This window comes from Streptomyces caelestis (assembly GCF_014205255.1).
In the GTDB taxonomy this organism is placed as follows: Bacteria; Actinomycetota; Actinomycetes; order Streptomycetales; family Streptomycetaceae; genus Streptomyces; species Streptomyces caelestis.
Genome location: NZ_JACHNE010000001.1, coordinates 5,740,036 through 5,762,303 on the forward strand (window position 1 = coordinate 5,740,036; position 22,268 = coordinate 5,762,303).

The following is a 22,268-nucleotide window of genomic DNA, read 5'->3' on the forward strand; positions in this document are numbered from 1 at the left end:
TCCCGCCTTCTCCGTGACCCTGTCACGTTCTCCGTGACCCACGGTTTCTTCGACGGCCCGGCGCCGGGCAGACGTGTGTTCAGCTTCGTCTCACCCTTCGTCAATTCGTCTCGCGATCCGAGACGTCACCGAGAGGTCGTCATTCCGATGCCCCAACCGTCCGTCACAGCGCGCCGCGTGGCCGCGACATCCGTCAGCCTGGTCCTGGCGGCGGGTGCCGCCGCCTGCGGGCCGAAGGACAACGATGCCAAGGGTGCCGGCGGCGACTCCACGCCCCACAAGGGCGGCACCCTCACGGTCTTGAACGCCAACCCCCAGCAGGACTTCGACCCGGCGCGCCTGTACACCTCCGGCGGCGGCAACGTCCCGTCCCTGGTCTTCCGTACGCTCACCACCCGCAACCGCGAGGACGGCGCCGCCGGCACCGAGGTCGTCCCCGACCTCGCCACCGACACCGGACGCCCCAGCAAGGACGCGACCGTGTGGACGTACACGCTGAAGAAGGGGCTCACGTACGAGGACGGCACCCCGATCACCTCGGCCGACATCAAGTACGGCATCGAGCGCTCCTTCGCCCCCGAGCTGTCGGGCGGCGCCCCCTACCTGCGTGACTGGCTGGTCGGGGCCGCCGGCTACCAGGGTCCGTACAAGGACAAGAAGGGCCTCGACGCGATCGAGACGCCGGACGAGCGGACCATCGTCTTCCATCTGAACAAGCCCGAGGGCGAGTTCCCGTACCTCGCCACGCAGACGCAGTTCGCGCCCGTCCCGAAGAGCAAGGACACGGGGACGAAGTACGAGGAGCACCCGGTCTCGTCCGGGCCGTACCGGGTCGTGAGGAACGACAACGACGGTGAGCGGCTGGTCCTGGAGCGCAACACGCACTGGTCCGCCGCGACCGACGCCGAACGCAAGGCCTACCCGGACAGGATCGACGTACGGTCCGGGCTCGACTCGTCGGTGATCAACCAGCGGCTGTCCGCGTCCCAGGGAGCGGACGCCGCCGCCGTCACCACGGACACCAACCTCGGGCCGGCCGAGCTGGCCAAGGTCACCGGCGACAAGGACCTCGCCTCGCGCGTCGGCACCGGACACTTCGGCTACACCAACTACATCGCGTTCAACCCGTCCATCAAGCCGTTCGACAACGTCAAGGTGCGGCAGGCGATCTCGTACGCCATCGATCGGTCGTCCGTGATCAACGCCGCCGGCGGTTCGGCGCTCGCCGAGCCGGCGACGACTTTCCTGCCCGACCAGAAGTCCTTCGGATACACGCCGTACGACCATTTCCCGGCGGGGAAGGGCGGGGATCCGGAGAAGGCCAAGGAGCTGCTGAAGGAAGCCGGTCACCCGAACGGGCTCACCGTCACGCTGACGCACTCCAACGCCAAGGACTTCGAGACCAGCCCGGAGATCGCGACCGCGATCCAGGACGCGCTGAAGAAGGCCGGCATCACGGTCAAGCTCCAGGGCCTGGAGGAGAACGACTACTCCGACAAGATCCACAACGTGAAGACCGAGCCGGGCTTCTTCCTCGCCCACTGGGGCGCCGACTGGCCCTCCGGCGGTCCCTTCCTCGCCCCGATCTTCGACGGCCGCCAGATCGTCAAGGACGGCGCGAACTTCAACACCGGGCTGCTGAACGACAAGTCGGTCAATGCCGAGGTTGATGCGATCAACAAGTTGACGGATCTTGACCAGGCCGCCAAGAGGTGGGGTGCGCTGGACAAGAAGATCGGCGAGAAGGCCCTGACCGTCCCGCTGTTCCACCCCGTCTACAAGCGCCTGTACGGCGAGGACGTCAAGAACATCGTGATCAGCGACTGGACCGGTGTGCTGGACATCTCGCAGGTCGCGGTCAAGTAGTCAATGGGCCGGTCAAGCAATCATGAGTGAGACCCTGTTGGCCTCGCGGGCCGCCGGGACGGACGCGTTCGTCCCGGCGGTCTCGGGGGCCCGTCAGTTCTGGCGGCGGCTGCGTGCGCGGCGCGCCGCCCTCGTCGCGGCGGCCGTCGTCGCGCTGCTCGTCCTGGTCGCGCTCGCCGCGCCGCTCCTCACGGCCGTCGAGGGCCAGGACCCGACCACCTACCACCCCTCCCTGGTGGACTCCGCGCGCGGGGGCGTGCCCATCGGGCCGCTCGGCGGCATCAGCGGCGACCACTGGCTCGGTGTCGAACCGCAGACCGGGCGCGATCTCTTCGCCCGGCTGACGTACGGCGCGCGCGTGTCGCTGGGCGTCGCGCTGGCGGCGACCGTCGTGCAGGTCGCCATCGGGATCACCATGGGTGTCGCCGCCGCGCTCGGGAAGCGATGGGTTGATCAACTGTTGAGCCGGTTCACGGACGTCATCGTCGCCATGCCGCTCATGATCATGTCGTTGGCGCTGCTCGCGATCGTGCCGTCGAGCTTCCCGCGGCCCGTGCTCGTCGCACTCGTCATCGGCCTGATCGGCTGGGGCAACATCGCCCGGATCGTGCGCGCGCAGACGCTCACCCTCAAGCAACTCGACCACGTCTCCGCCGCCCGGCTCAGCGGCTGGGGCACCTGGAGCATCGCCCGTCGCGAGCTGCTGCCCGGCATCGCCGCGCCCGTCATCACGTACGCCGCGCTGCTCGTCCCGTCGAACATCACCGTCGAGGCCGCGCTGTCCTTCCTCGGCGTCGGAGTGAAGCCGCCGACGCCCTCCTGGGGGCAGATGCTCACCGCCGCCGACGTCTGGTACCAGGCCGCCCCGCAGTACCTGCTGCTGCCCGCGGGCGCGCTGTTCGTCACCGTGCTGGCGCTCACCGTCCTCGGCGACGGCATCCGCACCGCGCTCGACCCGCGCGCGGCCTCACGGCTGCGGATCGGGACCGGGCGGAAGCGGGAGTCACGGGCGGCCGGGGGACGCGGGCGGGAGCCGAAGGCGGCTCAGGGGCCCGGGGCGGCCGGGGGAGGTGCGGCATGAGCGGCCTCACCGGCCTCACCGGCCTCACCGGCTTCGTCCTGCGCCGGGCCGTCGGCGCCGTGGTCACGCTGCTCGCCATCTCGGTGATCGTCTACGTCGTCTTCTACGTGACCCCCGGCAACGTCGCCCAGATCACCTGCGGCCCGCGCTGCTCACCGGAACAGGTGCACCAGGTCGCCCGGCAGCTGAACCTGGACGACCCGTTGTCCGTGCGGTACTGGCACTTCCTCCAGGGCCTCGTCGCCGGCCAGGACTACTCGACGGGCACGTCGGTGCAGCACTGCTCCGCGCCCTGCCTCGGCCTGTCGTACCAGAGCGACCAGCAGGTCACGCAGCTGATCTGGGCGAAGCTCCCGGTCAGTCTGTCCCTGGTGTCCGGCGCGATGGTGCTCTGGCTGCTCCTCGGCGTCGGGACCGGCGTGCTCTCCGCCTGGCGGCGCGGGCGGTTCTCCGAGCGTGTGCTGACCGGCGTCACCCTCGCCGGGACGGCCACCCCGGTCTTCGTCATCGGGCTGGTCCTGATGATCGTCGTCTGCGGGGAACTGCGGCTGCTGCCCTTCCCGCAGTACGTCGCCCTCACCGACGACCCCGAACAGTGGGCGTGGAACCTGCTGCTGCCCTGGCTGTCGCTGGCCCTCATCGAGGCCGCCGCGTTCGCCCGGCTGACCCGGGCGTCGATGCTGGAGACGCTGGCCGAGGACCACATCCGCACCTTCCGCGCGTACGGCGTCGGCGAACGGTCGATCGTCGGGCGGCACGCGCTGCGCGGGGCGTTCGCGCCGGTCATCGCGCTGAACGCCAACAACGTCGGTTCGGCGATCGGCGGCGCGGTGCTCACCGAGACGCTGTTCGGCCTGCCCGGCATCGGACAGGAACTCGTCCACGCCGTCAATGTCGTCGACCTGCCGGTCGTGGTCGGCATGGTCCTGGTCATCGGATTCTTCGTGGTGCTGGCCAACGCCGTCGCGGACGTGCTGTACGCGGTGGCCGACCGACGGGTGGTGCTGACATGAGCCTGGTCGAAGTGACCGGCCTCTCCGTGGACTTCGGCGAGCTGCGTGCCGTCGACGACCTCTCCTTCCGGCTCGAACAGGGTGCCGCCCTGGCCCTGGTCGGCGAGTCCGGCTCCGGCAAGTCGACCGTGGCGTCCGCCCTGCTCGGCCTGCACCACGGCACGGGAGCGCGGGTCGGGGGTTCGGTCCGGGTGGCCGGCACGGACGTGCAGCGGGCCTCCGACGGGGAACTGCGGCGGCTGCGCGGCGGGCAGGCCGCGATGGTGTTCCAGGATCCACTGTCCTCCCTCGATCCGTACTACGCGATCGGTGACCAGATCGCCGAGGTGTACCGCGTGCACGCGCGCGTGTCCCGGCGGGCGGCACGCGCGCGTGCGGTCGAGGTCCTCGACCGGGTGGGCATTCCCGACGCGGCCCGACGGTCGCGTTCCCGGCCGCACGAGTTCAGCGGCGGCATGCGCCAGCGCGCCCTGATCGCCATGGCGCTGGCCTGCGAGCCCCGCCTGCTGATCGCCGACGAGCCGACGACCGCCCTCGACGTGACCGTGCAAGCCCAGGTCCTCGACCTGCTGCACACGCTGCGTGAGGAGACGGGCATGGGGCTGCTGCTCGTCACGCACGACGTGGGGGTCGCCGCCGAGAGCGTCGACGAGGTGCTGGTGATGCGGCACGGGCGGGCGGTCGAGCACGGCCCGGTGTCGAGCGTGCTGGGCTCGCCCGCCCAGCCGTACACCCGGGAACTGCTGGCCGCGGTCCCGCGGCTGGACGTGCCGACGGCCGGCTCGACGGCCCCGCAGGAGGTCGTGCTGGAGGCGACCGGCCTCAGGCGCGAGTTCGGGCGGGGGAAGCGGGCGTTCACGGCCGTGCGGGACGTGTCGCTGACCCTGCACTGCGGCGAGACCCTCGGCATCGTCGGCGAGAGCGGCAGCGGCAAGACCACCCTCGGGCGCATGCTCGTCGGGCTGCTGGAGCCGACGGCGGGGGAGATCCGGTACGAGGACCGCCCGCACACCGGCGTGAACCCGGCCGTGCAGATGGTCTTCCAGGACCCCGTCTCCTCCCTCAACCCGCGCCGCAGCGTGGGCGAGTCCATCGCCGACCCGCTGCGCGCCCGGGGCGAGCGCGACGAGGGGCGCATCCGGGGGCGCGTGGCGGAACTGCTGGAGCGCGTGGGTCTCGAAGGAGCCCACTACGACCGCTATCCCCACGAGTTCAGCGGCGGGCAGCGCCAACGTGTCGGTATCGCGCGGGCGCTCGCGGCCGAACCGCGCGTCATCGTCTGCGACGAGCCGGTGTCTGCCCTCGACGTCACCACCCAGGCGCACGTGGTCGCCCTGCTCGGGGAGTTGCAGCGCGAACTCGGCCTCGCACTGGTCTTCGTCGCGCACGACCTGGCCGTCGTACGCCAGGTCAGCGACCGGGTCGCGGTGATGCGGCAGGGCAGGATCGTCGAGGCGGGGCCCGTCGACGAGGTGTACGGGTCGCCGCAGGAGCCGTACACCAGGCAGCTGCTGGCCGCCGTGCCGGCGCTCGACCCGGAGGTGGCCGCACGACGCCGGGCGGAGCGACGGGAGTTGGCCGCGGTATGACGATCCGTGTCCGACTGATCTCCTAGCGCGACGGAACGCGATCCGCACGGGAAAGTTACGACCGTTCACCCCTTTTGGTGGCGCGACGGACAACCGTCCGTCGCGCCACCGCCTTGTCCGCATACGTTCGTCCCGCTGCGAGCCGCCCGGACAACGGCGGCTCCCCATACGGGAGATCGGGGGTGCACTCGTGCGCATCGGACTGCTTACGGAGGGTGGCTATCCGTACGTGAGCGGTGACGCCAGACTCTGGTGCGACCGGCTGGTGCACGGGCTCGGACAGCACGAGTTCGACGTCTACGCGCTCAGCCGCAGCGAACACCAGGAGGACGAGGGCTGGGTCCCGCTGCCGCCGAACGTCCGCAGGGTGCGCACCGCGCCGTTGTGGATGGCCGAGGACGACGAAATGGTCCTGGGCCGCCGCGCGCGCCGGCGGTTCACCGAGTGCTTCGGCGAACTGGCAGCCGTGCTGAGCGGGGCGTCCGGGGGCGCGCCGAGCGCCGACGAGGGGCCTTCCGAGAGTGCGTCGACCCCTGAGGTGGACCGTTTCGCCAACGCTCTGTACGGGCTCGCCGAGCTCGCCCGCGAGGCCGGCGGCCTGGTGGGAGCTTTCCGCTCCGAAACCGCCGTACGCACCCTGGAACGCGCCTGCCGCGCGCCCGGCGCCCACCGCGCGGCGCGTGAGGCGCGCGTACCGGATCTGCTCGCCGTGGCCGCACATCTGGAACGCGCCCTGCGCCCCCTCTCCCTCGACTGGTACGAGGACAACGGACTCGGCGCGGTCGACCTCTGCCACGCCGCGTCCGGCGGCCCGGCCGCCCTGCCGGGCCTGCTCGCCCGCCACTTCACCGGCGTTCCCCTGCTGGTCACCGAGTACGGCGTGCGCCTGCGCACCCACTACCTGACCGCCCCGGACGCCCCGCCCGCCGTACGGTCCCTGCTGGCGGCCTTCCACGGCAGGCTGGCGGCCGAGGCCTACGCACGGGCCGAGGTCGTCACGGCCGGCAACACGCACGCCCGCCGCTGGCAGGAGCGCTGCGGCGCCGACCGCGAGAAGCTCCGCACGGTCTACCCCGGCATGGACGCCCGGCCCTTCGCCGAGGTCGGCGAGTCCCCCGAGTGCGCCGACCCGGACACGCTCGTCTGGGTCGGACGCGTCGAACCCGCCAAGGACCTGGTCTCGCTGCTGCACGCCTTCGCGGAGATCCGCAAGCGACAGCCGAAGACGCGTCTGCGCATCGTCGGAACCCCCGCCGGTGCCGAGGGCACGGCCTACCTCGGCCACTGCCGGACACTGGCCGCCCAGCTCTTCCCCGACGAGGCCGACGGCCCGCACGCCGACGGTGACAACCCGGTGTCCTTCGAGGAGATCGGCGGCCCCGAACTCCCGGCCCTCGCCGACGCCCACGCCTCGGGCGCCGTGACCGTCCTGTCCAGCGTCGTCGAGGGCTTCCCGATCAGCCTCGTCGAGGCCATGCTCTGCGGACGCGTGACGGTGTCGACGGACGTCGGCGCCGTCGTGGAGGTCATCGGCGGCACCGGACTCGTCGTACCGCCGCGCAACCCGCGGGCGCTCGCCGAGGCGTGCGTGGCGCTGCTGCGCGACCCCGAGCGCCGTGCGCGCCTGGGGGCCGCCGCCCGGGTCCGGGCTCTCGAACTGTTCACGGTCGAGCAGAACATCGAGGCATTTCACGGCATTTACCTGGAGATAGTCTCGCGCACGCCGGTCCGCCGCGTGGTCCTCGACGAAACGGGGGCGCCACTGCCCTTCGCGGTTCCCGCCGAGGACCACGTCCCGATCCGCTGGGCCGCCCCGTCGCCCGGCCTCATCGCCCGCGGCGGCCCCGGCTGGGCGACGAACGGACCCGCACGCGCGACCACTCCCGTCTCCGCCCCGGAGGGAGCACGATGACCGGATTGGGCGAACTGGACCGCCCGGAGGCCCCGGCCGGCCCGGGGGCGCGGGGCGCCCGCCCGGAGCAGGCACCGAACCCCGGGACCCCGCCCGCGCGGGCCCCGGAGCAGGCACCGAGCCCCGCGACCACGCCCGAGCCCGCCCCCGAGAAGGCCGCCGACCGCAAGCCGTCCGCCCCGCGTCGCGGTGCCGCCGACCCCGTGAAGGCGCTGATGCACCGTCACCGGGAGCTCTGCGAGCGTGCGGTGGACCCCCTCGAGATCGCGGCGGGTCTGGAGGCACACGGCATCACCGACCGGACCGCCGGCCGCTTCCGCCACCGGGACGTCTTCTCCCTCGCGGAGGAGATGTACGCGCGGGTCTCGCGGGACGGCGACGCACCCGCGCCCGCCGCGCCCGCCACTCCACGGGCACGCGCCGACTGGGCCCTGCTGACACTCCTGCCGGGCACGCTGTGCACCGCCGCCGTGGCCGCCGTGCACCTCACCCACGGCCGGTCGCGCCTGTTCGCAGCGGCAGCCGGCACCCTCGCCGTGGCTCTGGCCCTCCGCGCGGCCCTGCGCCGAGGTCCCCTGAGCAGACCCGACCGCACAGCCCCCGGCAGGGCCACCACCTGGACCACTTGGCTCGTGGCCTACGCCGTCCTGGGCAACGGCCTGCTCGACAGCGCCGTCGCCGGAGGCCCCGACGGCCTGCCCACCGGCACGGCCGACGGCCCCTGGCCCCTCACCACCACCCCCGTCCTGGCCCTCGCCCTGGTCTGCGCGCCCGCCGCCTGGACCGCCCACCTCTTCACCGTGCGCGCCCGCCGCAAACTCGCGGCCAGCCGCGGCCTGGAGGACTTCGCCGCCGCCGTACGACCGCTCCTGCTCGGCGTCGTCGCCCTGTTCATGGGCGCCCTGGCGGTCCTGCTCACCCTCTGCGCCGCAGTCCTCGACGAGCCCGCGGCCTACCCGGAGGCCCTCACCCTGGGAGGCCTCCTCTTCCTGGCCCGCCTCCTCACCACCCACGGCTTCGCCTACGCCCCGGCCGTGGTCCTCACCGCCACGGCCACGATCCAGGCGGCCGCCCTCGCCGCGGTCTTCGCCTCCCGCCTCCCCGGCTGCGGTGTCCTGGCGACCCCCGTCGAAGCCCTCGTCACCACCTGGGGTGCCGGCAGCGTCCCCAGCCTCGCCTGCGGCGCGGCGGCCCTGGCCCTCCTGGTCCACGCGACCCGCAAGCTGACCAGGGCCTCGGCCCACGCACCACCGGAGCCCTCCCGGTGACCGCCGCTGCCACCACCGGCCCCGTCGCCGCCGGCAGCACCCGACACATCCCTCCCCTCCCGCCTCAAGGAGAACCCGCATGACCAGCCGCCCAGCAGCCCCGGCCGCCCCGGGAGCCGCGCGATGAGAGTCCTGCTGATCGGAGCCAACGGCTACATCGGGCGCTTCGTCGCCGACCGCCTGCTCGCCGACCCGGCCGTGCAGCTCACCGCCCTCGGCCGCGGCGACGACGCCGATGTCCGCTTCGACCTCGCGTCCGGCAGCCCCGGTGCCCTCACCCGCTTCCTCGACGCGGTCCACCCGGGCGTCGTCGTCAACTGCGCCGGCGCCACCAGGGGCGGTGCCCGCGAGCTCACCCGCCACAACACCGTCGCCGTGGCCACCGTCTGCGAGGCCCTGCGCCGCAGCGGCTGCGGTGCCCGTCTGGTGCAGATCGGGTGCAGCGCCGAGTACGGTCCCAGCCAGCCCGGCTCCTCCACGGCGGAGGACGCCGTCCCCCGGCCCGGCGGCCCGTACGGCGTCAGCAAGCTCGCCGCCACCGAACTGGTCCTGGGCTCCGGCCTGGACGCCGTCGTCCTGCGCGTCTTCTCACCGGCCGGACCCGGCACCCCCGCCGGCTCCCCGCTGGGCCGGCTCGCCGAGGCCATGCGCCGGGCCATGCAGTCCGGCGACGGCGAGCTGAAACTCGGCGGCCTCGGCGCGCAGCGCGACTTCGTCGACGTCCGCGACGTCGCCCGCGCCGTCCACGCCGCCTCGCTCTCCGCCGCGCAGGGCGTCATCAACATCGGCTCCGGCCGCGCCGTACGCCTGCGCGACGCCGCCGCGGTCCTCGCCCGCGTGGCCGGATACGGCGGTGCCCTCCACGAACTCGACGGCGCCCCCGGTGCCCTGCGCCCGGCCATCGGCCACCCCCGCCCGGACCCGGACCACGCGCCCCCGGTCGCGTACCCGTACCCGGACGGCTGCGGCAACTGGCAGCAGGCCGATGTGCGCACGGCCCGCGACCGGCTCGGCTGGCGCCCCCGGATCGGCCTGGAGGAGTCCCTCGCCGACATCTGGATGGAGGCGGCATGCCGCATCTGACCAGCACACGCCCCCGCACCTCCGGTACGGAACTCCGCCCCGGCGTCGGCGTCCCCGGTTACGCTCACCCCCTCCTCGCCCCCACCGAGTGGGGCGAACTCACCCGCCCCGGCACCCCGCTGCACTGGGTGGTCCTCAATGTGGCCGACGGACCCGGCGCCCGCCCCGACCCGCACTGCCTGGAGGCGGCCGGCCGCCTGCGCAACGCGGGCATCCGCGTCCTCGGCCACCTCGACACCCGCTATGGCACCCGGAACTTCGGCGAGCTGATCTCGGACGCCCACCGGTTCGTCGACTGGTACCAGGTCGACGGGTTCCTCCTGGAGCGCTGCCCGGCGGACCACGCCGGGCTGCCCGAGGTGCGCCGCACTGTTGCCACGCTCCGCGTGATCCGTGACGATGCCCACATCGTCCTCGGCCACGGCATCCACCCGCACCCGGGTTACGCCGAACTCGCCGACCAGCTGGTCACGTTTTCCGGCCCGTGGGGCGACTACCGCTGGTCGCAGGTGGCCGAGTGGACCTCCGACCATCCGCCCGAGCGCTTCTGCCACTTCGTCCATGGAGTGTCCCGCCCGCACCTGGCGGAGGCACTGCGCATCGCCCGCCGGCAGGGCGCCGCGACGATCTGGTTCACCGACCGCACGGACCAGGGCGGCCGCTCCGACCCCTGGGAGACCATGCCCGGCTACTGGGACGACATCGTCTCGTTGGTCGGAACGGGTGTCTCGGAATGAAAAAGCACATGGCACTGTTACGGGGAGAACAACCGTAGTGATTGACCGACCAACGGAGTCCCCGTGTCGCTGCCACCCCTGGTCGAGCCGGCTTCCGAGCTCACCGTAGACGAGGTCCGCAGGTACTCCCGCCACCTGATCATCCCCGACGTGGGGATGGACGGGCAGAAGCGGCTGAAGAACGCCAAGGTGCTGTGTGTGGGCGCCGGCGGCCTGGGCTCGCCGGCGCTGATGTACCTGGCCGCCGCGGGCGTCGGCACCCTCGGCATCGTGGAGTTCGACGAGGTCGACGAGTCGAACCTGCAGCGCCAGATCATCCACAGCCAGGCCGACATCGGCCGCTCCAAGGCGGAGTCCGCCCGCGACAGCGTCAAGGGCATCAACCCGTACGTGAACGTGATCCTTCACGAGGAGCGGCTCGAGGCCGACAACGTGATGGACATCTTCAGCCAGTACGACCTGATCGTCGACGGCACGGACAACTTCGCGACCCGCTACCTGGTCAACGACGCCTGCGTGCTGCTGAACAAGCCGTACGTGTGGGGCTCGATCTACCGCTTCGACGGCCAGGCCTCCGTCTTCTGGTCCGAGCACGGCCCCTGCTACCGCTGCCTGTACCCGGAGCCCCCGCCCCCCGGCATGGTCCCCTCCTGCGCCGAGGGCGGCGTCCTCGGTGTGCTGTGCGCATCCATCGGCTCCATCCAGGTCAACGAGGCCATCAAGCTGCTCGCCGGCATCGGTGAGCCGCTGGTCGGCCGGCTGATGATCTACGACGCCCTGGAGATGCAGTACCGCCAGGTCAAGGTCCGCAAGGACCCCGACTGCGCGGTCTGCGGCGAGAACCCGACCGTCACCGAGCTCATCGACTACGAGGCCTTCTGCGGCGTCGTCTCCGAGGAGGCCCAGGCGGCGGCCGCCGACTCCACGATCACTCCCAAGCAGCTCAAGGAGTGGATCGACGACGGCGAGAGCATCGACATCATCGACGTCCGTGAGCCGAACGAGTACGAGATCGTCTCCATCCCGGGCGCCCGGCTGATCCCGAAGAACGAGTTCCTCATGGGCACCGCCCTGGAGAGCCTCCCGCAGGACAAGAAGATCGTCCTGCACTGCAAGACGGGTGTCCGCAGTGCGGAAGTCCTCGCGGTCCTGAAGTCCGCGGGCTTCTCGGACGCGGTCCACGTCGGCGGCGGCGTGATCGGCTGGGTCAACCAGATCGAGCCGGACAAGCCGGTGTACTGACCGGACGAGCCGGCATACCGAACCGTAGCCGGCCTCCCTTCGCGAACGGCGGGGGTTTCGCGCACCACGGGTGCCCGGAGCCCCCGCCGTCATCATGAGCAGACCTTGCCGTCCTTCGGCACCGAACCGTCCAGCAGATACGCGTCCACCGTGGAGTCGACGCAGTCGCTGCCGCTGCCGTACGCGCCATGTCCCTCGCCCCGCCAGGTGAGCATCACTCCGACGCCCTTGCCCAGCTCGTCGGCCATCCTGCGGGCACCCTCGTACGGGGTGGCCGGGTCGCCGGTGTTGCCGACGACCAGGACCGGTGCCGCGCCGGGGGCGCTCACCTCCGGGGTGTCGTGCTGCCCGGGCACCGGCCAGTCGTGGCACCAGCCGGCCGTGTCCCAGCCGAGGAACGTCCCGAAGACGGGGGAGATCTTCTCGAACTCCGGCAGCAGCTTCCTGGTGGTCGCCGCGGTCGGCCGCTGCCGGTCGTCGAGGCACGATATGACCCGTTGCGCGTGGGTGGTCGTGCCGTAGCGTCCCGACGAGTCGCGTTCGTTGTAGCCGTCGGCGAGGGCCAGCAGCTCCGAGCCGTCTCCCCGCTCGGCCGCGTCGAGGGCACTGGTCAGCGTCGGCCAGCTGTCCTTGCTGTACAGCGGCAGGATGATGCCGGTGGCCGCGAGGGTCTGCGTCAGCTTCCGCCCGGGCGTGCCCGTCGGCAGGGGCCGGGTGTCGATCCGCCGCAGCAGGTCCGCGATCTTCCGCGATCCCTCCGCCGGGTCCTGTCCCGTGGACTCGAGGTAGCCGTTCAGCGCGCGCTGGAAGCCCCTGGCCTGGTTCTTGGCGTGCCCCACCGCGTCGGCGCCGGGGTCGACGACCGCGTCCAGGGTCATCCGCCCCACCTTCTTCGGGAACAGGTGCGCATACGTGCCGCCCAGTTCGGTGCCGTAGGAGATGCCGAAGTAGTGCATCTTCTCGTCGCCGAGGACCTCCCGGATGCGGTCCATGTCGCGGGCCGAGTCGGCGGTCGACACATGCGCCATCAGCTTCCCGGCGTCCTTCCGGCAGCCCTTGGCGAAGTCGGCGGCGTCCTGGAAGTAGGCCTTCTCCTCGGCGGGTGTGTCCGGGGTGACGTCCACCGACTCGGCCGCCTGGATCTCCTTGTCGCCGCGGCAGCGCACGCCCTCGCTGGCGCCGACCCCGCGCGGGTCCCAGCTCACCAGGTCGTACCGCTCACGCAGTCGGGAGACGGTCGGGGCGTACGACGGCATCATGGACACGCCCGAGGCGCCGGGGCCGCCGAAGTTGAACAGGAGCGAGCCGACGCGGTCGCCACCGCGGGCCTTGGCGCGGATCAGCGCCAGCCCTATCGTCTCGCCGTCCGGCTTCGACCAGTCCAGCGGCACCTTCAGCGTCGCGCACTGCCAGTCGCTGCTCGGCGCCGGGCCGTCGGCCGTGGTCTTGCAGCGGCCCCAGGAGAGTCCGCCCTTGTCGTCGTCCGACGAGCCGCCGCTGCAGCCCGCGGCGAGCAGTGCCGAGGCGACCGCCAGAGCGGCCCACCGTGCGAAACGCGTCATGTGCCCATCCCCCCCTGTAGGCCGTCCGCACGTGCCGCGGATGGCGGTCAGGCCATGGTAGGCAGATCCCGCGTCGGCCGTTGCAGCCTGTGGATAACCTTCTGACCTGTGCGTTTGCTGATTCGTGGGCTGATCTCAGGTACAGACGGTCCCCGCCCGCGGCACCTTTCCGTCCAGCAGATAGCCGTTCACCGCGCCCTGCACGCACTTGTCCTTGCTGCTGTAGGCGCCGTGCCCCTGCCCCCGGTACGTCAGCTCGACCCCGACCCCCTTGCCCAGCGCCTCCACCATCTTCCGTGCGCCCTCGTACGGGGTGGCCGGGTCGCCGGTGTTGCCGACGACCAGGATCGGCGCCGCACCCGGCGCGCTCACGTCCGGATGGTCGGCGGCGCCCGCCACGGCCCAGTCGGTGCAGCCGATCATGCCCCACGCCATGGCGTCGCCGAACAGGGCGGACGCGGCCCGGAACTCGGGCAGCTTCCGCTCCACGTAGGCGGCGTCGTAGCGGGGTTTGGCGTCGGCGCAGCTGATGGCCTTGTGTGCGGCGGTCGAGTTGTCGTATTCGCCGTTCTCACTGCGCCCGTTCGCCAAGTCGGACAGCAGCATCAGAATCGTGCCGTCACCGTCGTACGCCTGCTGCAGGCCCTGGGTGAGGTACTCCCAGAAATCCTGCGAGTACAGCGCCTGCACGATGCCGTTGGTCGCCGCGGTCTGGGTCAGTTCACGAGGGAAGACGCCCGGGATCGGCCTGCGGTCGAGGTCCTTCAGCAGCGTGGCGATACGGCCCTTCACGTCCTGCGCGCTGTCGCCGATGGGGCACTCCTCGGTCTTCGACACGCAGTCCTCGGCGAAGTTGTCGAGAGCGAGCTGGAATCCCTTGGCCTGCGCCAGCGAGCCCTGCTCGCCGTTCTTCGCGGGGTCGACGACGGCGTCGAACACGGCACGGCCGACCTTCTTGGGGAACAGGTGGGCGTAGACGCCGCCGAGTTCGGTGCCGTAGGAGATGCCGAAGTAGTGGAGCTTGTCGTCGCCGAGGACCTGGCGCATCAGGTCCAGGTCGCGGGCGGCGTCGGTGGTGCGCACGTGCGGCAGCATCTTCTTGGAGTTCTGCTCGCAGGCTTCGTTGAACCCTTCGGTGCTGTCGAGGAGTTCGGTGCGCTCGGCGGCGTCGTCGGGGGTCCCGTCCTGCTGGAAGTACGCGTCGAGCTGCTGGTCGTTCTGGCAGATCACGGGGGCGCTGCGGCCGACTCCGCGGGGGTCGAAGCTGACCAGGTCGTAGCGGGTGCGCAGGGCCTCGAAGTCCTCCGCGAAGGACGGCAGCGAGGTGACGCCCGAGCCGCCGGGGCCGCCGAAGTTGAAGATCAGCGAGCCGATGCGTGCGCTCCCGTCGCCGCTGCTCCTGGCCCGGATCAGCGCGAGGCCGATCGTGTCGCCCTTGGGGTCGTCCCAGTCGAGCGGGGCCTTCATGGTGGCGCACTGCCACTCGCCGCCGTCCGGCAGCGGTGAGGGCGCGGCGCCTCCTCCCTGCGCGTCGGACGGAGTCGGGCAGTCCTCCCAGCTCAGCTCCTGCTGCGTCAGGTCCTCGTCCTCGGCCTCGTCGTCACCGCAGCCGGCCAGCACGGTGGACAGCAGCACGGCGGTGGCGGTCAGTGCGGCGGCGCGCAGCCGGAGGAGGGCGGGCATGGTTCCATCCTGCGGCGGTCCGGGGCGGGGCGCTCGGGACGCGTGCCGTACGAGGTAAGAGGGTTCCGTGAGGCTAAAGGGCCTGCTTGCGCGTCAGATGGTTGAAGGCCAGCCAGCCCGGCAGCACGGGCAGCCACAGCGTCAGCAGGCGGAACAGCAGGACCGCCGGTGCCGCGACCTCCTTAGGCAGCCCGACGGCGATCAGACCGACCGTCAGGGTCGCCTCGACCGCCCCCACACCGCCCGGCGTCGGCGCCGCGGACCCCAGGGCGTTGCCCGCGAGGAAGACGACGGCGACGCTGGCGAGGCTGATCGACGTGGACTCGTCGCCGAACGCGCGGATCGACGCGTCCAGGCACATCACGAAACAGGCGGTCAGCAACAGCATGCCGCCGATGCCGGTGACCAGCTTCTGCGGCCGCTGGAGCACGTCCAGCATGCGCGGCACGACACCGGCGAACAGCGACCTCACACGCGTGACGACGAACTTCCGCAGGAACGGCACAGAGGTCACCACGAGCACGAGCACCGCCACCGTCAGCAGACCGGCGATGACCGTCCGGGACGGCGACAGCGACGGCGTCTTCTCGGTGCCGGTCAGATAGCCGAAGGCAAGCAGCATCAGGATGTGGCAGCCGAGCCCGAACAGCTGCGACGCTCCGACGCTCGCCACCGCGAGCCCCGGCCGCACTCCCGCGCGCTGGAGGAAGCGCGTGTTCAGGGCGACACCGCCCACCGCCGCCGGGGCGACGATCTTCACGAAGGACCCGGCGACCTGCGCCGCCACGGTCCGCACGAACGGCACCCGCTCGGGCACGAACCCCAGCAGAGCCATCGCCGCCGCGACGTAGCTGACCATCGAGAACAGCACGGCCGCGGCGACCCAGCCCCACTCGGCGTTCGCGATGAGCGGCCCGAACTCGATGTGCGTGAGCTGCGTCAGCAGGAAGTACGCGCCGATCGCTCCGGCCATGAAACTGATCAGCGTGCGCGGCCGCACCCGCTCCAGCCGGGCCGGCTCGACCGGTGCCTGCGGCCTGATCCGCAGCACCTCGTGCCGGATCTGCGTGAGCAGGTCCTCCTCGCGCGCCTCCTCCAGGGCCTCGTCGATGGCACGCTTCTCGGCCCGCTGCTCCGCCCGTACGGCCTTCTTGTCGGGTTTCTCCAAGACCGGTACGGCGTCGTCCGAGGCGTCCTCCAGACGGGCCTGCTTGGCCTGCCGGGACGCCTCCAGGACCGCTTCGCGCTCGCGCTGTGCCCGCTCCCGGGCCAGTCTGCGCAACGTCGCGCGCGTGGAGCGGCTGAGCGCGATGGGCTGGAGCATGGGCAGACAGTCCGCCACCGCGTCGGGGCCGAGCACCTCGACCGCCGAGGCGACTGCCCGCTCGGCGCCCACCCGCAGGCCGAGGGTCACCAGCAGCTGGGACGTGTCCATGCGCAGCAGCAGGTCGCCGGCCGCGATCTCGCCGACGCGCAGATCGGTGAGGATCACCGTGCCGGAACGATCCACCAGAATCGCGTCGCCGACCAGCCTGCGGTGCGCGATGCGCCGGGACTGCAGAGCCTTCACCTGGTGCCAGGTGTCGCTCAGCAGATCGTCCGTGATCTCCTCGTCCGGCAGGGAGTCCAGGGTGCGGCCGCCGCTGTGCTCGTAGACGAGCATCACCGCGTCGGGACCGAGCTCGGAGGTGGCGATCAGCTTGGGCGCGTTGGCGCCGGCCGCGATCGCCGCGTACGCCAGCAGCGCTTCCTGTTCCAGGGCCTGGCGCAGCGACTGGAGGCTGCTGCGGGTGGCGAAGCCGCGCAGGGTCAGATTGCGCCAGGCGCGGTAGAAGAAGCCCTGGGCCTGCTGCTCCCGGTCGACCACGGTCACGTCCAGAGGCGGGCCGTCCTCGAGCGTGACGAAGTAGCGCCGCCCGCGGTCCCCGGTGTCCGGGTTGTGGTCCGGAGTGTCCTCGCGTGACGCGCTGACCGGGCGGAAGCCGACGGTCCGCAGGCCCGCCATCAGGGTCTGCCCGGTGGGCCGGACGTTGGGCGAGCCGACCGCGTAGAGCGTGCCGTAGGCCACGGTCCAGCCCATCAGCACCGTCAGGATGATCGAGAACGGTGTCGTGTAGCCGGTGACGAGCATCGAGAAGGCGTCGAGGAGCAGCACGACCCACAGCACCGTGCGCCATCTGGGGCGGCGCGACATGCCGACGGCCGTCATGTACGCGATGACCGGCGCCAGATAGCCGTGCACGGGGTCGGTGAGCGCGTGGATGTCGCCGGGGGAGGGCTGGGTGAGCGCCTCCTGGATCGAGTCGGGGGCGGCGCGGGCGACCCACAGGTCGGTGGCGAGGGTCACACCGTGGGCGAGGACGGCAGCGAGCACGCCGTCGGCGATCCTGAGCCCGTCCCGTTTGATCAGCCGCTCGATGGCGAAGGCGACCGGCACCAGCAGGATCGCGATGCTGGAGGCCAGCCCCGCGACCTTGATGAGCAGGTCGGGCGCCTGGCCCGTGCCCTTGTTGATGTCCTGTTCGAGGCCCGAGGTGGTGCCGTGCGCGAACGCGGCGATTCCGATCAGCAGCGCGACGGCGAGCACGCCCACCAGGAGCCGCATCAGATCGGACGGGCGGTGCACGCGCGCGGGGAGCAGCGGTTCGTCGCCCTCCACCTCGTCGATGTGCACGGTGTCCTCGTCCTCGGGAGCCGTCGGGGCCTTGTTGCCGGACGTGGCTGCGGTCGGAGCCTTCGTGCCGGACTTCTCGGCTGCGGTCGGAGTCCTCCCGCCGGCCTTCTCGGTTGCGATCGGGGCCTTCGTGCCGGACTCCCCGGCGGCAGTCCCGGCCTGGTCACCGGCCCGCTTCCGGCCGTTGTCGGGGGTGCCCGGGCGCGACGAAGCGTCAGAGGTGCCCTCCGCGTCCTCGGGGTGCGCACCCTGCTGCTTCATCGTCTCTTCTTGGTCTCGTATCACCGGTCACCGCCCGCACGATGGTGGCATGCCGCACCGACACACGGGGGCATCAGGGTGCACATGCGGGGGCGGACAGTCTGCCCGACGCGCTCCTGCCGGGCGAGGGAAACGCTCCGGAGCACGCCCGTCCCGTTGTCGGTGGGGTGGGGCAGGATGGGGCGGATGAGTGAGGAGAGTCTTCCGGAGGACGCCGGCGCGCAGGGCGCCCACGCGGGGTACGACGACACCCGTGAGGAGCCCGGGGAAGCGCTGCCCGCGTACGCCGATCGGGTCCTGGACGTCGCCGAACTGATCCCGCCGGGCCGTGTCATGACATACGGGGACGTCGCCGAGTGGCTGGAGGAGGGCGGTCCGCGGCAGGTCGGCCGCGTGATGGCTCTCTACGGCGGAGCCGTTCCCTGGTGGCGCGTGGTCCGGGCGGACGGCGTCCTGCTCCCGGGGCACGAGCAGCGGGCGCTCGGCCACTACCGCGCGGAGGGCACGCCCCTGAAAGAGGCGAGCCGGGCCGCCGAGGGCCACCTGCCGCGCCTCGACATGAGACGGGCGCGCTGGGACGGCGGCGAACGCGCGGAGGGTCACACCTGACAGCTTCCGCCATCGGGCGCCCTCGCGTGTGACGCGTGATCCGGACGGGGGAATCGGGGCACGCCTTCGGCATGACGTACGTTCGTGAGAGGAGGGACATGAGTGCCATGGGCGTCCTGAGTGACTGGCGGGAAGAATCGGAAGCCCTGCTTCCGCCTCGCCCGTCGGCGTAGCGTCGCCTGCACGCGTCCCCGTCACCCCGCGGTCACCGCCCGCCACGCGCGGTGGCCCGTCAACCAGCACTTCCACCAGGACCGGCGAACCACGTGAGCTCCTCTTTCTCCTCCAGCGGCCTGTCGCACCCCCGCGTGCGGCGGGGGAGCCGTGGCGCTTACCGATTGGTACGTACCCCTCCTGCCCGGCTGGACCCCCCTCTTTTGGACGCCTCGCAGCGCTCCGTGGTTGACCACACCACCGGCCCGCTGCTGGTTCTCGCGGGTCCGGGCACCGGCAAGACCACCACGCTCGTCGAGTCCGTGGCCGAGCGCATCGCCCGGGGCGGGGACCCCGAGCGCGTCCTGGTGCTCACCTTCAGCCGCAGGGCGGCCGTCGAGCTGCGCGACCGCATGGCCCTGCGGAGCGGCGCGGCCCGCGCTCCCCAGGCGACCACCTTCCACTCGTTCTGCTACGCCCTGGTCCGCGCCCACCAGGACAGCGACCTGTTCGTGGAGCCGCTGCGGCTGCTGTCCGGCCCCGAGCAGGACGTCTCGGTCCGGGAGATGCTCGCCGGCCAGGTGGACCTGGAGCGGCTGGGCCTCGCGCACGTGCGCTGGCCGGACGAACTGCGCGCCTGCCTGACCACCCGCGGTTTCGCCGACGAGGTCCGCGCGGTCCTCGCCCGCACCCGTGAACTGGGTCTCGGCCCTCAAGCCCTGGACGCCTTCGCCCGCCGCACGGGACGCCCCGACTGGCGCGCCGCCGCCGCCTTCCTCGCCGAGTACCTCGACGTACTCGACCTCCAGGGCGTGATCGACTACGCGGAACTCGTCCACCGCGCGGTGCTCCTCGCCCGCCGGCCCGAGGTGGCCGCGCGGCTCGCCGCCCGGTACGACGCCGTCTACGTCGACGAGTACCAGGACACCGATCCCGCTCAGGTACGGCTCCTGCACGCACTGGCCGGCGGCGGCCGTACGCTCGTCGCCTTCGGAGACCCCGACCAGTCGATCTACGCGTTCCGCGGGGCGGACGTGAACGGCATCCTCGACTTCCCGCACGCCTTCCCGCGCGCGGACGGCCGCCCGGCCCCGGTCGCGGTGCTGCGCACGTCCCGCCGCTCCGGCGCCGCCCTGCTGGCCGCCACCCGGCTGCTGACCCAGCGCATGCCGCTGACCCGCCTGCCCGCCGAGAAGGTGCGTGCCCACCGCGAACTCGCCCCCGTTCGGGACGGCGGCCGCGTCGAGGCGTACACGTACCCGACGTCCGGGACGGAGCTGGACAACATCGCCGACATCCTCCGCAGGGCCCACCTCGAAGACGGTGTCCCCTGGAGCGAGATGGCCGTCCTGGTGCGCGCCGGCTCCCGCACCATCCCGACGGTCCGCCGCGCCCTCACGGCGGCCGGCGTACCCGTGGACGTCGACGGCGACGACGTGCCCCTGCGCCACGAACCGGCGGTGGCACCGCTGCTGACGGCGCTGCGGGCGGTGGCCACGGCGGAGGCGGGGACTTGTGGGACGGGACCCGCTGAGCCCCAGGACTCCGAGAGGGACACCTCCTCCGAGGACGCCCCTTCCACGTGGCCGGACACCTGCTGGCTCGACACCGAGACCGCCCTCACCCTCCTCACCTCCCCGCTGGCGAGCATGGACGCCGCAGACCTGCGCCGCCTCGGCCGGGCCCTGCGCGACGAGGAACGGGCCGCGGGCAACCCGCTGCCGCCGCCCTCCGACCTGCTGCTCGCGCGGGCGCTCGCCGAGCCGGAGCGCCTCGCCGTGCACGACCCCACGTACGCGCGCGGCGCCCAGCGCCTCGGCGCGCTGCTGGGCAAGGCCCGGGAGCGGCTGGCGGGCGGCGGGACGGCCGAGGAGGCCCTGTGGGACCTGTGGGAGGGCACGCCGTGGCCCACGCGGCTGGAGCGGGCCGCCCGCCGGGGCGGCGCGGCCGGGCGCAACGCGGACCGCGATCTGGACGCCGTGTGCGCGCTGTTCGCGACCGCGGCCCGTGCCGAGGAGCGCACCGGCGGCCGGGGCGCCCTCAACTTCCTGGAGGAGATCGAGGCCGAGGACATCGCCGCCGACACCCTCACGCGGCGTGCCGTACGCCCCGACGCCGTCCGCCTGATGACCGCGCACCGCTCCAAGGGCCTGGAATGGCGCCTCGTGGTCGTCGCGGGCGTCCAGGAGGGCCTGTGGCCGGACCTGCGCCGCCGCGGCTCCCTGCTGGAGGCCGACCGCATCGGCCGCGACGGACTCGCCGAACCCCTCACCCCGGGCGCGCTGCTCGCCGAGGAGCGCCGCCTGTTCTACGTGGCCGCCACGCGCGCGGGGGAACGCCTCGTCGTGACGGCGGTCAAGGCCCCGGCGGACGACGGTGACCAGCCCTCCCGCTTCCTGACCGAACTCGGCGTCGAACCCAAGGACGTCACCGGACGCCCGCGCCGCCCCCTCTCCGTCGCGGCACTCGTCGCCGAGCTGCGCGCCACCACCGTCGACCCGCGTGTCTCCGACGCGCTCCGGGAGGCCGCAGCCCGCCGCCTCGCCCGGCTCGCCGCCCTCGCCGACGAGGACGGCCGCCCCTTGGTGCCGTCCGCGCACCCCTACCGCTGGTGGGGCATGTTCGAGCCGACGGAGTCCAAGGTGCCGCTGCGCGACCGCGACCAGCCCGTCGTGCTCTCCGGCAGCGCCCTCGACCAGCTCGCCAACACCTGTGCCCTGCAATGGTTCCTCGGCCGCGAGGTGAAGGCCGACGCGCCCGCGACCGCCGCCCAGGGCTTCGGCAACGTGGTGCACGTCCTCGCCGACGAGGTCGCCTCCGGGCACACCCCGGCCGACCTCTCCGTCCTCATGGAACGGCTTGACTCCGTGTGGAACGCCCTCGCCTTCGACGCGCCGTGGAAGTCGGAGCAGGAGAAGGACAACGCGCGCGTGGCGCTCGAACGGTTCCTGAAGTGGCACGTCATGGACCGCATCGGACGTACCCCGGTGGCCAGCGAGCACGACTTCGACGTCACCCTCGAAGCCGGCGACTACCAGGTGCGCATCCGCGGCCAGATGGACCGCGTGGAGGCCGACGGCGAGGGCCGTGCCTACGTCGTCGACTTCAAGACCGGCAAACAGGCGCCCACCGGCAAGGAGGTGGAACGCCACCCGCAGCTCGCGGTCTACCAACTGGCGGTCCGCGAGGGCGCCGTCGACGACGTCTTCGACGGTGTGCGGCCCGAGCCCGGCGGCGCCGAACTCGTCCATCTGCGCCAGGGCGCCGCCCAGCGCGACGGCGGTGAGACCCTGCCCAAGGTGCAGGCCCAGGAGCCGCTGGAGGGGGAGTGGGTCGGCGACCTGTTGGCCACCGCGGCCGGCAAGGTCCTCGACGAACGGTTCACACCGACCGCCGGACAGCACTGCGCGCACTGCGCGTTCCGGGCCTCGTGCAGCGCGCGGCAGGAGGGCCGCCAGGTCGTCGAGTGACCTATCGCACCACGTGTGCTGACCTGCGCTTCTTCCGCCCCGGGAAGCGATCCGGCCGCCGCTGT

At 72.4% G+C, this 22,268-nt stretch carries 14 protein-coding genes; 11 read left to right on the forward strand and 3 right to left on the reverse strand.

Translation table 11 applies throughout. The features are described 5' to 3' along the window. Nucleotides 1-147 precede the first annotated feature (147 nt). The 9 genes from HDA41_RS26435 to moeZ all read left to right on the forward strand — a co-directional run bounded on the left by HDA41_RS26435 (nt 148) and on the right by moeZ (nt 11,791). Nucleotides 148-1,866: an ABC transporter substrate-binding protein gene (locus HDA41_RS26435; protein ID WP_184987826.1), complete on the forward strand. Its 1,719-nt coding sequence runs from the start codon at nt 148-150 to the stop codon at nt 1,864-1,866. A 22-nt stretch (nt 1,867-1,888) separates the two neighbouring features. Next, entirely contained in the window at nt 1,889-2,947 is a 1,059-nt protein-coding gene (locus tag HDA41_RS26440) for an ABC transporter permease (protein ID WP_184987828.1), read from the forward strand. Then, complete coding sequence (locus HDA41_RS26445) at nt 2,944-3,960, forward strand: ABC transporter permease (protein WP_184987830.1); 1,017 nt, start codon at nt 2,944-2,946, stop codon at nt 3,958-3,960. Before HDA41_RS26440 ends, HDA41_RS26445 begins: the two co-directional genes overlap by 4 nt. Next, the gene (locus HDA41_RS26450; RefSeq protein WP_184987831.1) at nt 3,957-5,549 is read left to right on the forward strand and encodes a dipeptide ABC transporter ATP-binding protein; all 1,593 of its coding nucleotides are present in this window, start codon (nt 3,957-3,959) and stop codon (nt 5,547-5,549) included. Before HDA41_RS26445 ends, HDA41_RS26450 begins: the two co-directional genes overlap by 4 nt. Nucleotides 5,550-5,739: 190 nt before the next feature. After that, nucleotides 5,740-7,461: a DUF3492 domain-containing protein gene (locus HDA41_RS26455; RefSeq protein WP_184987833.1), complete on the forward strand. Its 1,722-nt coding sequence runs from the start codon at nt 5,740-5,742 to the stop codon at nt 7,459-7,461. Further along, complete coding sequence (locus HDA41_RS26460; protein ID WP_184987835.1) at nt 7,458-8,729, forward strand: hypothetical protein; 1,272 nt, start codon at nt 7,458-7,460, stop codon at nt 8,727-8,729. The genes HDA41_RS26455 and HDA41_RS26460 overlap by 4 nt, the downstream gene beginning before the upstream one ends. 123 nt (nt 8,730-8,852) lie before the next feature. Then, nucleotides 8,853-9,812 (forward strand): NAD-dependent epimerase/dehydratase family protein, encoded by a 960-nt coding sequence (locus tag HDA41_RS26465; protein WP_184987837.1) that lies wholly within the window; start codon nt 8,853-8,855, stop codon nt 9,810-9,812. Next, nucleotides 9,800-10,549: a spherulation-specific family 4 protein gene (locus HDA41_RS26470; protein ID WP_184987839.1), complete on the forward strand. Its 750-nt coding sequence runs from the start codon at nt 9,800-9,802 to the stop codon at nt 10,547-10,549. The genes HDA41_RS26465 and HDA41_RS26470 overlap by 13 nt, the downstream gene beginning before the upstream one ends. 63 nt (nt 10,550-10,612) lie before the next feature. Then, nucleotides 10,613-11,791 (forward strand): adenylyltransferase/sulfurtransferase MoeZ, encoded by a 1,179-nt coding sequence (moeZ, locus tag HDA41_RS26475; protein WP_184987841.1) that lies wholly within the window; start codon nt 10,613-10,615, stop codon nt 11,789-11,791. Nucleotides 11,792-11,883: 92 nt separating this feature from the next. On the opposite strand, the gene HDA41_RS26480 is transcribed toward moeZ, so the two are convergent. From HDA41_RS26480 to HDA41_RS26490, 3 genes are all read right to left on the reverse strand, one after another. After that, complete coding sequence (locus tag HDA41_RS26480; RefSeq protein WP_184987843.1) at nt 11,884-13,353, reverse strand: alpha/beta hydrolase; 1,470 nt, start codon at nt 13,351-13,353, stop codon at nt 11,884-11,886. Between the two features lie 135 nt (nt 13,354-13,488). After that, complete coding sequence (locus HDA41_RS26485) at nt 13,489-15,036, reverse strand: alpha/beta hydrolase (protein ID WP_184987846.1); 1,548 nt, start codon at nt 15,034-15,036, stop codon at nt 13,489-13,491. A 73-nt stretch (nt 15,037-15,109) separates the two neighbouring features. Beyond that, complete coding sequence (locus HDA41_RS26490; protein ID WP_184987848.1) at nt 15,110-17,971, reverse strand: lysylphosphatidylglycerol synthase domain-containing protein; 2,862 nt, start codon at nt 17,969-17,971, stop codon at nt 15,110-15,112. A gap of 186 nt (nt 17,972-18,157) precedes the next feature. Between HDA41_RS26490 and HDA41_RS26495 the strand changes: the two genes are divergently transcribed. Next, nucleotides 18,158-18,580, forward strand: a complete 423-nt coding sequence (locus tag HDA41_RS26495; RefSeq protein WP_221511602.1) for an MGMT family protein — start codon at nt 18,158-18,160, stop codon at nt 18,578-18,580. A 266-nt stretch (nt 18,581-18,846) separates the two neighbouring features. Beyond that, nucleotides 18,847-22,203 (forward strand): ATP-dependent helicase, encoded by a 3,357-nt coding sequence (locus HDA41_RS26500; protein ID WP_184987852.1) that lies wholly within the window; start codon nt 18,847-18,849, stop codon nt 22,201-22,203. Nucleotides 22,204-22,268 lie beyond the last annotated feature (65 nt).

Bases quoted from the DNA above. Each gene is read 5' to 3' on its own strand.
- HDA41_RS26435 (WP_184987826.1), top strand. From the start codon at position 148: ATGCCCCAACCGTCCGTCACAGCGCGCCGCGTGGCCGCGACATCCGTC.
- HDA41_RS26440 (WP_184987828.1), top strand. From the start codon at position 1,889: ATGAGTGAGACCCTGTTGGCCTCGCGGGCCGCCGGGACGGACGCGTTC.
- HDA41_RS26445 (WP_184987830.1), top strand. From the start codon at position 2,944: ATGAGCGGCCTCACCGGCCTCACCGGCCTCACCGGCTTCGTCCTGCGC.
- HDA41_RS26450 (WP_184987831.1), top strand. From the start codon at position 3,957: ATGAGCCTGGTCGAAGTGACCGGCCTCTCCGTGGACTTCGGCGAGCTG.
- HDA41_RS26460 (WP_184987835.1), top strand. From the start codon at position 7,458: ATGACCGGATTGGGCGAACTGGACCGCCCGGAGGCCCCGGCCGGCCCG.
- HDA41_RS26465 (WP_184987837.1), top strand. From the start codon at position 8,853: ATGAGAGTCCTGCTGATCGGAGCCAACGGCTACATCGGGCGCTTCGTC.
- HDA41_RS26470 (WP_184987839.1), top strand. From the start codon at position 9,800: ATGCCGCATCTGACCAGCACACGCCCCCGCACCTCCGGTACGGAACTC.
- HDA41_RS26480 (WP_184987843.1), bottom strand. From the start codon at position 13,353: ATGACGCGTTTCGCACGGTGGGCCGCTCTGGCGGTCGCCTCGGCACTG.
- HDA41_RS26485 (WP_184987846.1), bottom strand. From the start codon at position 15,036: ATGCCCGCCCTCCTCCGGCTGCGCGCCGCCGCACTGACCGCCACCGCC.
- HDA41_RS26490 (WP_184987848.1), bottom strand. From the start codon at position 17,971: ATGAAGCAGCAGGGTGCGCACCCCGAGGACGCGGAGGGCACCTCTGAC.
- HDA41_RS26495 (WP_221511602.1), top strand. From the start codon at position 18,158: ATGAGTGAGGAGAGTCTTCCGGAGGACGCCGGCGCGCAGGGCGCCCAC.